Raw genomic sequence first — 12,578 nt, 5'->3', positions numbered from 1 at the left:
TCGCCCGGGAAGTCGTACGAGGACAGAAGTTCGCGAACTTCAAGCTCGACGAGTTCCAGAAGTTCTGCGTCGTCAACCTGGTCGACCTTGTTCAGGAACACAACGATCGCCGGAACGCCGACCTGGCGGGCCAGCAGGATGTGTTCGCGGGTCTGCGGCATCGGGCCGTCAGCGGCCGAGCAAACCAGGATCGCGCCGTCCATCTGCGCAGCACCGGTGATCATGTTCTTGACGTAGTCGGCGTGGCCGGGGCAGTCAACGTGGGCGTAGTGGCGGTTGGCCGTCTCATACTCAACGTGCGCCGTCGAGATGGTGATGCCGCGGGCCTTTTCTTCCGGCGCTGCGTCAATCTGGTCATAGGCCTTGAATTCGCCGAAAAACTTCGTGATCGCTGCCGTCAGAGACGTCTTGCCATGGTCAACGTGGCCAATCGTGCCGATGTTAACGTGCGGCTTCGTGCGCTCAAACTTACTCTTTGCCATTTGAATGCTTCCTATGATCGAAATGGGTTGCCCCGGCGAACCGGTTTGGTCCCGCCGTTTAAGGCTTTCGCGGGAATTGCGCAAGACTTAATTGTTTTCGCTTGGACACGCCTGCGAATCACCGCGGAATGGCGCCAGCGCATAATCGCGAACGGCGCACGCGCACGAGCCCAAGACGTGATTTCGCTTGCAGAAACAAAAACTTGCGGAATATTAAAGTGGAGCGGGTAGCGGGAATCGAACCCGCGTATTCAGCTTGGAAGGCTGCTGCTCTACCATTGAGCTATACCCGCGGCATGTTCGATCCGAGAACGAATGGTGGAGAGAGTTGGATTTGAACCAACGTAGGCGAAGCCAACGGATTTACAGTCCGTCCCCTTTAACCACTCGGGCATCTCTCCAGTTATTCGTCCGGATCAGCGACCAAGTTTCAGTCGAGATCTTCGAGGCGTTTGCCCCGCGATCTGTGGCGGCTATATGACCGTCCCTCCTTCTCATGTCAACACGATGAATGTCGAAAATTTTCGAATTTTTTCGTCGAGCCTGTGGACGACCGGCGCCAGCGCAGGTCTATCGCCCGCGTTCTCCTGACGTTATAAGGGCGCATGGCAAAAGATCCGAAAAACGACAAATCCTCCCGCGATACTCACTACGCCACCTTGCGCCGCCAGGTACGCGACGCCAAGCGCGAAAGAGGCGAAATTCCCACGCCCCAGCCGCAGAGGCACCGCAAACCCGCTGTAGACTGGACACCACCGCAACTCGCGCCGGATCAGGTACAGCTTTATGGTCTGCATACCGTGCGCGCCGCGATCGAAAATCCGGAGCGTAAGCTGATCAAACTTTCGGTCACCCAGAATGCGCTGGTGCGTCTCGATATCGGACCGGTCGACCAGCTCGGCTTTCCTGTGGAAATTGTCAGCCCTCAGGACCTCGACAAGGTGCTCGGGCCCGATGCCATCCATCAGGGCGTGATGCTGGAAACGAGACCCTTGCCCGCCCGCCGGCTCGATGCGCTGAAGGACAACCCCCTCCTCCTCGTTCTCGATCAGGTGACCGATCCGCATAATGTCGGCGCCATCATGCGCTCGGCTGTCGCCTTTGGCGCCGGTGCTGTCATCACCACCATGCGCCACAGCCCGACCGAATCTGGTGTTCTCGCCAAATCGGCCTCCGGTGCGCTGGAGCTCATCCCCTATATCCAAATCACCAATCTCGCCGATGCTCTGGAAGAGTTGCACAAGCTCGGCTTCTACTCCGTCGGACTTGATTCGGAAGGACCGGCTCCGATGGAAGAAACACTTTCCGGCGACCGAATCGCGCTAGTTCTCGGCTCGGAAGGCAAGGGTCTTCGCCAGAAAACGCGTGACACAGTCAACGCTCTTGCACGCCTCGACATGCCGGGCGCGATCAAGTCGCTCAATGTATCGAATGCCGCTGCCATCGCTCTTTATGCCACCCGCCAGCACCTGATGAAGCGGAAGGCATGATTGTCGTCTTTACCGACCTCGACGGAACGCTGCTTGACCACGACAGCTACTCCTTCGAGCCGGCAAAGCCTGCACTTCATCTGCTTGCCGAGCGGGACATCCCGCTCATTCTCGCCAGCAGCAAGACGGAAGCCGAAATGCGGCCGATCGCAGACGCGATCGGTATCGCCTACCCGATGATCGTCGAAAACGGTGCGGGTATCGTCGGCTTTCCCGGACGCGAATCCAAAGTCGCGAATCACTACGAATCATTGCGCGCGTTTCTTCAGGGCCTGCCTGAGGAACTTTTGCACCTGTTTCAGGGATTCGGCGACTGGAGCGACGAAGAGGTGGCTTCGCGCACCGGCCTGCCGCTTGCTGCGGCACGGCTTGCCCGGAAACGCCGTTTCTCCGAACCGGGCCTCTTTTCCGGCGACGACCGGCAGAAGGCGGAATTCATCGCGCACATCGAAGCGGCCGGATACAATGCGGCGCAGGGCGGACGTTTCCTCACCCTGATGCCCAGGACGTCCAAGGCCGAACGGATGGCCGAATTGGTTGCGCATTACCGGCAATCCAGCGGTGAGGACGTGCGCACCATCGCGCTCGGCGACGCGCCGAACGACCTTGCCATGCTGCAGGCGGCGGACACCGGTGTCATCATCGCCAATCCCTCACATGCCCCGCTTCCCGTCACGGAACGGGAAACGCACGGCTTTATCCTGCGCTCGCCCGCACCGGGTCCCGCAGGCTGGAACCACATGATCCACGCTCGTTGAAACGGGGTTTTAGACGCACGGCCGCAACCGTGCCTTTTCAGAAAGGACTAGATATGGCGGATTTTCATCAGAACGGGGTGGTCGCCACTCTGCACAATCTGCGCGAACGCTCGATCGAGCGCATGGAACGGGAGCTCGAGCTCTTTTCAGCCAATCGGCCCGTCACCCTGATCATCCCCTCGCTCTATTCCGAACTTGAGGCGCCGGCACTCGATCATATCGTCGGCGAACTTTCACAGGTTCCCTATATTTCAGAGATCGTCATCGGCCTTGATCAGGCTGACCGCAAGCAGTTTGCCCAGGCCAAGACCTATTTTTCCCGGCTGCCGCAAAACCATTCCATCCTCTGGCATGACGGACCACGCCTCAGCGCCATCGACGCCCAATTGGCCGAGGCCGACCTTGCGCCCGACCAACCGGGCAAGGGCCGTAATGTCTGGTATTGCATGGGATATGTGTTGGGCGCGCGAAATTCCGGCGTCGTGGCGCTGCATGACGCCGATATCGTCACCTATTCCCGAGAGATGCTGGCCCGGCTCGTCTATCCCGTCACCAATCCCAGCTTCCCTTACGTCTTTTCCAAGGGATATTATCCGCGCATCGCAGACCATTCGCTGAGCGGGCGCGTCACCCGACTGCTGGTGACCCCGCTGCTTCTCAGCCTTGAGCGGGTGATCGGCCATCATCCCTATATCGATTACCTCAAGGCCTTCCGCTATCCGCTGGCCGGCGAGTTCGCCATGCGCACACATCTCATTCCGGATATCCGCATCCCCTCAGATTGGGGCCTCGAAATCGGCGTTCTTTCCGAATTGTGGCGCAGCTATTCCAACAATGCGATCTGTCAGGTGGATATCGCCGACAGCTACGACCACAAGCATCAGTCGCTCTCAGCCGAAGACGCCACCTCCGGGCTTTCGCGCATGTCGATCGACATCACCAAGGCGCTCCTGCGCAAACTCGCGACCGACGGGGTGATCTTCAGCCAGGAGAGCCTCAGGACATTGAAGGCGACGTACTTCCGTAATGCGCTCGATCTCGTCGAAATCTATCACAACGACGCGCGCATGAACGGATTGACCACCGACCGGCACCGGGAGGAGCTTGCGGTCGAGTTGTTTGCCGCCAACCTCGTGGAAGCCGGAAACGCCTTCCTCGACACGCCAAACGCAACTCCGTTCATGCCGAGCTGGAACCGGGTGCAAAGCGCCCTGCCCGACCTTATCCGCCAGATGCACGAATCCGTCCGCGCGGACAAGGAGGAAAACTGACCATCCCTGCCCACCGCAAACTCAGGCCGTCGCCGGATGGAAGCGATTGACCGCAAGATAGCCGGCAACGAGAAAGGCAAGGAGCACAACGCCCTGCACGGCTGCAAAGGGCGGCTCCGAGCCTGTTGGAGCCAATGCATTCAGCGCCGGCACTTTGAGGAAGGCTTGAACCACAAACACGAAAACGTTGAGATAAAGAGAGGCGGTGGAACAAAGAAGAAAGACGATCCGCCAGCGGCCTGCCAGATGAAATCGATAGAGGGCGACGAGCGCCGCGACCAGCGTTGCCAATGTAATGATTCCCACCCCGATGGCCGGCGTGAACCCGCCGAACGGAAAGAGAAAACCGGTAATCACGGTCGCCAGCGTGCTGATCAGGAACACCGCGGTCCAGCCGGACATGCGATCCGATTTCAGCCAGCCATAAAGAACAACAAGCCCCGTCGCGATACCGACGAGGCTCAACAGCACATGAAAAAGTGTGAAAGGCGTCATTGCGAAGATCATCATGAAGCTCCGTCATCAATTGCCGTAACTTCAGTAGATGCTCAACCATGCCGCCTGTAAATTGCAATTTCTTGCCTTAACGCAAGTTTCGCTCGGCAGGACTGCAGAAAAACAGTCGCTCAGGCCTTCTTCAGAAACTCGGTGCGCAGAACCAGTCCCTTGATCTTGGCATGCCGACATTCGACCTCTGCCGGATCATCGGTCAGATGAATGCCCTTGATCATCGTGCCGCGCTTCAGCGTTTCCGACGTCCCCTTGACCTTCAGGTCCTTGATGAGGGTGACGTTATCGCCCTCGTTAAGCACCGTACCGTTCGAATCCCTGACTTCCATGATGGTTTCCCCTGTCCGTGACCATGCGGCGGGGCTTATCCGGGCAAAGCGCCTATGTCCAGCGCAAGGGGCACTGAATGCGGCATCCCCCACGGTCGCCGACCCAATGCAGCAATTCCATAAAATACCATATTTAGCTAATAAGCTAATTAAGGAAACATGATAATCATAGAAATAACCGTGTTCATACAATCACTTATAACTTGACCTATATTTTAACACGCTTGAAATGTGGAAAATCCTTTGCCGATATTTTCGGCAGACGCCCCCCCCTATTCCAAGCACATGAGCGAATGGCTGAGACCGAAAGACAAAGCAAAGCAGTAGAGAAAGGAGACCGACCCGCAAACAGACCATTGCCTCCGGCGTCCCGAAAGTCGACAGAGACAAGCGTGCAGGAACGCCGTCGATAACGACCGCGCATCATAATCTTTAAGCCATTGAAGATGAATGGTGCCCCCGGCAGGGTTCGAACCCGCGACCCCCTGATTACAAATCAGGTGCTCTACCAACTGAGCTACAAGGGCAGTGGAGGCGTCAATAAGCGGATTTCTTGCGGCGGTAAAGGAAAATTTCGGTGAGCGGTCGCAATACCCCACAGTCTCACGCGCCGGGGCGACCAAAGGGACGGCAAAACGCCTTGTCGTTTCCGGCCTTTATCATGTACGACAGGAGTAGTTTCAAAGGGCTAACCATGTCTCGTTCGTTCCGGTCGCTTTCCTTTCTTGCCTCCAATACCGAAGAGGCACAGGCTTCCCGCGTGGAGTTGATTCGCCTTTACGGCGATATCGCACCGACCGATGCAGACGTCATCGTGGCGCTGGGCGGTGACGGCTTCATGCTGCAAACGCTGCATGAGACCATGAATTCCGGCAAGCTGGTTTATGGCATGAACCGTGGCTCGGTCGGCTTCCTGATGAACGATTACTCGACCGAAAATCTGAGAGACAGAATCTCAGCCGCCGTCGAAAATGATTTCCATCCCTTGAAGATGACGACAACCAATGCCGATGGCACCACCTCCATCGCGCTTGCCTTGAATGAGGTGTCACTGCTGCGTCAATCCTATCAGGCGGCCAAGCTCAAGGTGATCATCGACGGTCAGGTGCGGCTGGAAGAACTGATCTGCGACGGGGTGATGGTGGCAACACCCGCAGGCTCTACCGCCTACAATCTGTCCGCCCACGGCCCCATTCTGCCGCTTGAAGCGCCACTTCTCGCCCTTACTCCGGTCAGCCCCTACAGGCCCCGACGCTGGCGCGGCGCGCTCCTGCCGAACAAGGTGCATGTCGATATCGTCGTGCTGGAGGCTGAGAAGCGGCCCGTCAATGCCGTTGCCGATCATACCGAGGTGAAGTCCGTCATCCGCGTGCAGATCGCCCAGTCAGAGGATACCACCGCCAGCATCCTGTCTGATCCGGACAGATCCTGGTCCGATCGCATCCTCGCCGAACAGTTTTCGAACTGAGGGATTTTCCATGACCCTTTCCCTGCATTTTCGCACTCCCATCCTTCGCGCCAGCTTTGCCATCCTGCTGCTTTCCAGCGCCGCCGTACGGGCTGACGATATCGACCAGTTGCCAGTAACCGCCACATTCGTCATCAGCGGCGGCTTCTGGGAGGGAGACGGCGGCGAGATCGAATCAGCGCCGGATGTTGCAGGCAGCGGCACGGCAACGCCCGTTCCGACGCAGCCGGTGGCGCCACAGGCCGGCGCTAAAACCGAACCACAGCGCGGTTACTACAAGCTCGTTGCTATTCGCCAGCCAGATCGCACCGCCAAGATTTACCTGCAGCAGATCCAGTCTGCCGAAAGCGGTCCGAAGGTTCTGGAAAGCGTAGAGCTTGAGGAATTCTCGGCGATCAAGGCCTATGTTACCGATATCCGGCCGGAGGATTCGACCGGGGTCAGCCGCCAGCCGGGCCTCTTCGCCACCGTCTATCTCAAAACCGATCCACAACAGATGGAGCCGGAAGGCTGGACCGTGCTGATCGACGAGTTCGGCGACATCAGGGTCGAGCGCGAGACGAACTGACCCCGACCGCCCACCGGCGGCCCTGCTGTTTGTCGCTTACGGCTTCCTCGGCATGGTCATTCGGACCTCTGCCTTCCTTTCACGTGCGGTGCGTGGCCGGATTTCAGGCACAGCATTCCCGATGATCGCAATGATCGCCGATTGTACGCTACTGGTGCTGTTGCTGGCAGCGGTGACGCTCCGGTCGCCGGTCACAGAGCCGCGAACCGAACCGGCGGAAAAACACCCCTGAATGAAAAACGGCGGGGTTTTGCCCCGCCGCTTCATTTTTGTCCGTGAAATGCCGATCAGTCGACATCTGCGACGGCATCCGCCTTGCCGCTGATGCGGTGGGCGAGCGCCGCCTCCATGAACTCGTTCAGGTCACCGTTCAGTACGGTATCCGGGTCGGTACTTTCGACACCGGTGCGCAGGTCCTTCACCAGCTGATAAGGCTGCAGAACGTAGGAGCGGATCTGGTGGCCCCAGCCGATATCCGTCTTGGACGCCGCTTCGGCATTGGCCGCCGCTTCCCGTTTCATCAGTTCTGCCTCGTACATACGGGCGCGAAGCATTTCCCACGCCTTGGCGCGGTTCTTGTGCTGAGAACGCTCCTGCTGGCAGGCGACCACGATGCCAGTCGGAATGTGGGTGATACGCACGGCCGAGTCGGTCGTGTTGACGTGCTGACCGCCGGCACCCGACGAACGGTAGGTATCGATGCGGCAGTCGCTTTCGTTGATCTCGATATTGATCGAGTCATCGACGACAGGATAAACCCAGACCGACGAGAAGGACGTGTGCCGGCGCGCGTTCGAATCATAGGGCGAAATGCGCACGAGGCGGTGAACACCAGATTCGGTCTTCGTCCAGCCATAGGCATTATGGCCCTTGATGAGAATGGTGGCGGATTTGATGCCGGCTTCTTCACCGTCATGCACTTCCAGCACCTCGACCTTGAAGCCCTGCTTTTCTGCCCAGCGGATATACATGCGCAGCAGCATGTTGGCCCAGTCCTGGGACTCGGTACCACCAGCGCCGGAATGCACTTCCAGATAGGTGTCATTCCCATCGGCCTCGCCGGACAGCATGGCCTCGACTTGAAGACGGCCTGATTCGGCCTTCAACGCCTTCAAACCTTCCTCGGCTTCCTTGACGATGGAATCATCGCCCTCTTCCTCACCCATCTCGATCAGCTCGATGTTATCCTTCATCTGCTGCTCGAGCCGTTTCACGCCCGCGATGCTCTCATCGAGCTGCTGGCGTTCACGCATGAGTTTCTGCGCTTCCTGGGCATCATTCCAGAGGTTCGGATCCTCTGCCTTGTTATTCAACCAGTCCAGTCGTCTTATCGCCTGGTCCCAGTCAAAGATGCCTCCTCAGCAGGCTTATGGCCTGCTTGATTTCGTCGACTACGTTCTCGATTTCTGCACGCATTTCGCTTGTTTTCACCTCGGATCGAATTGCTGAGGGGGGTGAATAGTATCGGCCGCCCCTGATGTAAAGGGGCGGCCGTCAGCATTCGGGATTTCGGAAGCGACCTAGAAAAGGCCGCCGCTGCCGGATGTCACGGCCTGATTGGCCTGTGGCGAATCCCTGAGAATTTCTTCCGGCGCCGCATAGCCATCCATGCCGATGACCGAGAAGCTGTCGGCCGGGCCTGTACCGGGCTTGAAGGCCTCGACGATCGTATCAGGGTCACCCTCTGCCGCGAGCATACCGGTCTTCCGGTTGATCGGGATGAGGCTCATGCCCTCCGGAATGTGGAACATGCCCGGCGGCGTACCGACGACGGCAGCCTGCATGAATTCGTTGAAGATCGGAGCGGACATCGAACCACCGGTCGCACCGCGACCAAGCGGAGCCGGGTTGTCCATGCCGACATAAAGACCGGCGACGAGGTCGGGAGTATAACCGACGAACCAGGCGTCCTTTTCGTCGTTGGTCGTGCCGGTCTTGCCGGCGACGGGACGGTCGAGCTTTACCTTGCCGGCGGCGGTACCGCGCTGGATGACGCCTTCCATGATCGAGGTGATCTGGTAGGCGGTCATTGGATCGAGAACCTGCTCGCGATTATCGACCACAGTCGGCTCTTCCTGACCCTGCCATTCATCGGCATTGCAACCCTCGCAGGTTCGCTCTTCATGACGGAAGATAGTCTTGCCGTAGCGGTCCTGGATACGGTCGATCAGGGTCGGCTGGATCTGTTTGCCACCGTTGGCAAGCACTGCATAGGCCGAAACCATACGCAGCACCGTCGTCTCGCCGGAACCGAGCGACATCGCGAGAACCGGGTTCATCTTGTCGTAGATGCCGAAACGCTCTGCATATTCTGCGACCAGATTCATGCCCATGTCATTGGCCAGACGAACCGTCATAAGGTTACGCGACTTTTCGATGCCCAGGCGCAGGGTAGAGGGACCGGCCGAACCGCCACCGTAGTTCTGCGGTCTCCAGACCTGACCGCCCGAAACGAATTCGATAGGCGCATCGAGGATCACCGACGCCGGAGTATAGCCATTGTCGAGCGCGGCTGCGTAGACGAAGGGCTTGAAGGAAGAGCCCGGCTGGCGCATGGCCTGTGTTGCGCGGTTGAATTCCGACTGGGCATAGGAGAAGCCGCCGACCATTGCGAGCACACGGCCGGTATGGGGATCCATTGCGACAAGGCCACCCTGAACCTTAGGCGGCTGCCGCAGGCGATAGCTCCCGGGCTTGGAATCGCCAAGTGCCTGAACATAGATAACATCACCGGGCTTCAACACACCCTCGGGCGACTTCGCCGATTTGCGGTCGCCGGAAGCGGAACGGTAAGCCCAGTCCATGTCCCCGGCTGCAATACGACCTGTCTGACGGTCGGCCCCCACCTTTCCGTCACCACCCTTGGCGGGCTGCAGGCCGATATCGACCTGACTGGAGGACACATCCAGCACCACAGCGACCTTCCATTCAGGAACATCACTCAGGCCATCGACCTTGCCAAGCTCCACGCCCCAGTCGCCGGCCACGCTGATGTTCTTGATCGGGCCTCGGTATCCACGACGCTCGTCATAAGTGACAAGACCATCCTGAAGGGCCTTGCGGGCGGCAATCTGGATCTTCGGATCGAGCGAGGTGCGAACGGACAGGCCGCCTTCGTAAAGCGCCTTGTCGCCATACTTCTCAATGATCTGTCGGCGAACTTCCTCTGAAAAGTAATCCGAAGCGAACAGATAGGAGCCGGAACGGCGAAGCGTCACGCCGAGCGGCTGCTTCTTGGCTTCCTCGCCATCATCATGAGCGACAAAACCATTCTCCACCATGCGGTCGATGACCCAGTTACGACGCTCCAACGCGGCTTCCGTATGGCGGAAAGGATGGTAGTTGGACGGCCCCTTGGGCAGGGAAGCAAGATACGCGGTCTCGGCGATCGTCAATTCCGTCACCGACTTGTCGAAATAGGTCAGCGCCGCGCCAGCGATGCCATAGGCATTCATGCCGAAGAAGATCTCGTTCAGATAAAGCTCGAGGATCTTGTCCTTGGAATAGGTCTGCTCGATGCGGAAGGAAAGGATGGCTTCCTTCACCTTGCGGTCCATCGTCTGGTCCGCCGAGAGAAGGAAATTCTTCGCCACCTGCTGCGTGATAGTCGAGGCACCGACCGGGCGACGACCCGAGCCGAAGTTCTGCAGGTTGACCAGAACGGCACGACCGAGGCCGTAAACATCGACGCCGGGGTGATTGTAGAAGTTCTTGTCTTCAGCCGAAAGGAAGGCCGCCTTCACTCGGTCCGGAATTGCCTGGATAGGCAGGAACAGGCGGCGTTCGCGGGCATATTCCGCCATAAGAGCGCCGTTGCCAGCATGAAAACGCGTTGTCACGGGCGGCGCATAGCTTGATAGAACTTCGTAGTCGGGAAGATCCTTCGTGACGCCCGCCAGATAAACGGCAGCGACAACCGCGACGCCCAGGGCGAGAACGGATGCCAATCCGAAGAAATATCCAATCAGTCTGATCATATTCGAGCTACCGTGATGGCTTTCGGTTCGGCGCGCGATGGTAAGCATCGCACATACCGTGGCGTTTTGCACGTCAGGCCCTGCTTGGCAAGACGCGGCGGCAAGCATTGATTCCAATGCATCAAAGCATCAACCGCTTCATTTCGGAGTAACGGCCGGATTGTGAGGAAAATAGGGCCGCATGCTGCCTCCCCAACTTCACCCACAGGCCAATCCGCGTCTATCCGCCGTTCGCAACAACCGGAAAACGATAGCGTTTGATCGCATCGGCGAGCAGCGACGCGATCTTTTCGCGCCACTGGGGGTCGAGCAGCAGCTTCTCGTCGTCCTTGTTGGACAGGAACCCGAGTTCCAACAGGATCGAAGGCACGTCATGGGCCTGCAGAACCCTGAAGCCGGCGGAGCGATGCGGATTGTTGATCAACTGGACCTGCCCATTGAAGGAGCCGATCACCGCATCCGCCATGGATACGGAGAAGGCCTGCGTTTCGCGCCGCGTCAGGTCGAGCAGGATATCGGTGACTTCGGTCGGCTCGCTTGCAAGATCCACGCCCGCAACGGCATCCGAGAGGTTTTCGCGCTCAGCGAGATCAGCCGCCATGTGGTCAGAAGCTGTGTCGGAGATCGTGTAAACAGTGGCGCCCCGGATACCGCTCTGGCGCAAGGTATCGGCATGAAAGGAGATCAGGAGATCGGCGCGATGTTGCCGGGCTATGGTCACACGCTCGGAGAGCGAAAGAAACTCGTCCCCTTCCCTCGTCAGGAACGCCGTGATTCCCTTTTCATCCTTCAGTCGTTCGGCCAACGCCCTGGCAAAGGCCAACGTGATTTCCTTTTCCGGCGTCTTCGTCTCCGCACCTGCGGCGCCCGCATCGATGCCCCCATGGCCCGCATCAATCGCGATCACGAATTCGTCATCCTTGGCCGGATCGACAGTCGCAACACGGTCGCCGCGCAGATCGACGGCAGCGGACGCCCCCCCACCCCAGCTCTGGGTGGCGACAAGCGTATCGAAATCCGGTTGCGACACCATCTCGGCATCCAGCACGAGACGGTAGCCGTTGCCACCTTCGTCTTCCTTAACCTCGGCGGAAGCGAGCTTCGCGGGGCGCTCGGCAGTCAGCACCAGCCGCGCCGAATTGGCATCCATCGCACCAAAGCGGATTTCCTTGAATAGACCCGTCGGTTTCAGGTCGGCGTTCGGAAAGGTGAAGGCGGTTGCCGGCATATCGACGACAATCCGGTCCGGCTTGGCCATATAGCGGACTTCGACATCGGGCTTGCGGTCGAAATCGATGACGATGCGGGTGCGGGCGCGGTCGCCGGCAATGCGTGCCGAATAGGCGAGTAAGGGCCCCTCCTGCTCGGCCTGCACAGCCGTCACTTCCGTTGCGGGGATGACAATCAGCATCGACATGGCAAAAAGCCGTGCGGTCCATGGAAGGCCAGCATTGGGCAGAACCCGGGCAGCAAAGCTTCGAATGACAGACAATCCGCTTCCCCGTAACGATCGCACCGCATCGCGTTGCTGCTGCGATCCGCCACAAACCTGTAAATCATCAATATTGACCGGCTTTCAACCGGATCGCTGATACCTTGCCAGCGACATCCCCGGCAATGCGCGTAATCCCGTCCAGACGATGAATCGATCGATACGCAGTCTTACCCGCTAATCAATCGATATTATGGCATAAATTCGTTTCCCCTTGCTATTGTGACACAGAA

The 12,578-nt window shown here is 58.6% G+C and carries 11 protein-coding genes and 3 tRNA genes; 5 read left to right on the top strand and 9 right to left on the bottom strand.

Going from position 1 to position 12,578, the window contains the following annotated elements:
• The 3 genes from H4I99_RS19845 to H4I99_RS19835 form a co-directional block, all read right to left on the bottom strand.
• Positions 1 to 482: GTP-binding protein (locus H4I99_RS19845; RefSeq protein ID WP_186663370.1), on the bottom strand; the 482-nt coding region annotated here is incomplete at its 3' end.
• Between the two features lie 219 nt (positions 483 to 701).
• Positions 702 to 775: transfer RNA gene (locus tag H4I99_RS19840), tRNA-Gly, on the bottom strand.
• Positions 776 to 798: 23 nt separating this feature from the next.
• A tRNA-Tyr gene (locus H4I99_RS19835) sits at positions 799 to 883 on the bottom strand.
• Between the two features lie 204 nt (positions 884 to 1,087).
• Here H4I99_RS19835 and rlmB point away from each other — a divergent pair.
• From rlmB to H4I99_RS19820, 3 genes are read left to right on the top strand one after another with little or no spacing between them, the layout of a single operon-like run.
• Positions 1,088 to 1,972, top strand: a complete 885-nt coding sequence (gene rlmB / locus H4I99_RS19830) for a 23S rRNA (guanosine(2251)-2'-O)-methyltransferase RlmB (protein WP_163904959.1) — start codon at positions 1,088 to 1,090, stop codon at positions 1,970 to 1,972.
• Positions 1,969 to 2,730, top strand: coding sequence for an HAD-IIB family hydrolase (locus H4I99_RS19825; RefSeq protein ID WP_163904957.1), 762 nt, complete (start codon positions 1,969 to 1,971; stop codon positions 2,728 to 2,730). The genes rlmB and H4I99_RS19825 overlap by 4 nt, the downstream gene beginning before the upstream one ends.
• 53 nt (positions 2,731 to 2,783) lie before the next feature.
• Positions 2,784 to 4,001 (top strand): glycosyltransferase family protein, encoded by a 1,218-nt coding sequence (locus tag H4I99_RS19820; RefSeq protein WP_163904955.1) that lies wholly within the window; start codon positions 2,784 to 2,786, stop codon positions 3,999 to 4,001.
• Positions 4,002 to 4,022: 21 nt separating this feature from the next.
• Here the strand turns inward: H4I99_RS19820 and H4I99_RS19815 are convergent, their stop codons facing one another.
• The 3 genes from H4I99_RS19815 to H4I99_RS19805 form a co-directional block, all read right to left on the bottom strand.
• Positions 4,023 to 4,403 (bottom strand): hypothetical protein, encoded by a 381-nt coding sequence (locus H4I99_RS19815; RefSeq protein ID WP_342345170.1) that lies wholly within the window; start codon positions 4,401 to 4,403, stop codon positions 4,023 to 4,025.
• Between the two features lie 224 nt (positions 4,404 to 4,627).
• Positions 4,628 to 4,840 carry an alkylphosphonate utilization protein gene (locus H4I99_RS19810; protein ID WP_099057536.1) on the bottom strand — a complete coding sequence of 71 codons (213 nt, stop codon included), beginning with the start codon at positions 4,838 to 4,840 and terminating at the stop codon, positions 4,628 to 4,630.
• A 451-nt stretch (positions 4,841 to 5,291) separates the two neighbouring features.
• Positions 5,292 to 5,367, bottom strand: a tRNA-Thr gene (locus H4I99_RS19805).
• Between the two features lie 167 nt (positions 5,368 to 5,534).
• On the opposite strand from H4I99_RS19805, the gene H4I99_RS19800 reads away from it, so the two are divergent.
• Positions 5,535 to 6,308, top strand: a complete 774-nt coding sequence (locus H4I99_RS19800; RefSeq protein ID WP_163904953.1) for an NAD kinase — start codon at positions 5,535 to 5,537, stop codon at positions 6,306 to 6,308.
• Between the two features lie 10 nt (positions 6,309 to 6,318).
• A complete protein-coding gene (locus H4I99_RS19795) occupies positions 6,319 to 6,876 on the top strand; it encodes a hypothetical protein (protein ID WP_163904951.1) in 558 nt (185 codons plus the stop codon).
• Positions 6,877 to 7,163: 287 nt separating this feature from the next.
• Here H4I99_RS19795 and prfB read toward each other — a convergent pair.
• The 3 genes from prfB to H4I99_RS19780 all read right to left on the bottom strand — a co-directional run bounded on the left by prfB (position 7,164) and on the right by H4I99_RS19780 (position 12,270).
• Positions 7,164 to 8,292, bottom strand: a protein-coding gene (prfB, locus tag H4I99_RS19790) for a peptide chain release factor 2 (RefSeq protein ID WP_163904949.1) whose coding sequence is annotated in 2 segments (ribosomal slippage) — positions 7,164 to 8,222 and positions 8,224 to 8,292 — 1,128 coding nt in all. Because the reading frame shifts where the segments join, the coding sequence is not laid out codon by codon here.
• 104 nt (positions 8,293 to 8,396) lie between these two features.
• Complete coding sequence (locus tag H4I99_RS19785; RefSeq protein WP_163904947.1) at positions 8,397 to 10,853, bottom strand: penicillin-binding protein 1A; 2,457 nt, start codon at positions 10,851 to 10,853, stop codon at positions 8,397 to 8,399.
• A 220-nt stretch (positions 10,854 to 11,073) separates the two neighbouring features.
• Positions 11,074 to 12,270, bottom strand: coding sequence for an N-acetylmuramoyl-L-alanine amidase (locus tag H4I99_RS19780; protein WP_163904945.1), 1,197 nt, complete (start codon positions 12,268 to 12,270; stop codon positions 11,074 to 11,076).
• Positions 12,271 to 12,578: the final 308 nt, after the last annotated feature.

It is taken from the genome of Paenirhizobium daejeonense (assembly GCF_014280875.1).
In the GTDB taxonomy this organism is placed as follows: Bacteria; Pseudomonadota; Alphaproteobacteria; order Rhizobiales; family Rhizobiaceae; genus Allorhizobium; species Allorhizobium daejeonense.
The sequence above is the reverse complement of the archived record's forward strand: the minus strand, read 5'-3'. Positions and strand labels throughout refer to the sequence as shown.

Bases quoted from the DNA above. Each gene is read 5' to 3' on its own strand.
- H4I99_RS19810 (WP_099057536.1), bottom strand. From the start codon at position 4,840: ATGGAAGTCAGGGATTCGAACGGTACGGTGCTTAACGAGGGCGATAAC.
- rlmB (WP_163904959.1), top strand. From the start codon at position 1,088: ATGGCAAAAGATCCGAAAAACGACAAATCCTCCCGCGATACTCACTAC.
- H4I99_RS19820 (WP_163904955.1), top strand. From the start codon at position 2,784: ATGGCGGATTTTCATCAGAACGGGGTGGTCGCCACTCTGCACAATCTG.
- H4I99_RS19785 (WP_163904947.1), bottom strand. From the start codon at position 10,853: ATGATCAGACTGATTGGATATTTCTTCGGATTGGCATCCGTTCTCGCC.
- H4I99_RS19800 (WP_163904953.1), top strand. From the start codon at position 5,535: ATGTCTCGTTCGTTCCGGTCGCTTTCCTTTCTTGCCTCCAATACCGAA.
- H4I99_RS19815 (WP_342345170.1), bottom strand. From the start codon at position 4,403: ATGTCCGGCTGGACCGCGGTGTTCCTGATCAGCACGCTGGCGACCGTG.
- H4I99_RS19825 (WP_163904957.1), top strand. From the start codon at position 1,969: ATGATTGTCGTCTTTACCGACCTCGACGGAACGCTGCTTGACCACGAC.
- H4I99_RS19795 (WP_163904951.1), top strand. From the start codon at position 6,319: ATGACCCTTTCCCTGCATTTTCGCACTCCCATCCTTCGCGCCAGCTTT.
- H4I99_RS19780 (WP_163904945.1), bottom strand. From the start codon at position 12,270: ATGTCGATGCTGATTGTCATCCCCGCAACGGAAGTGACGGCTGTGCAG.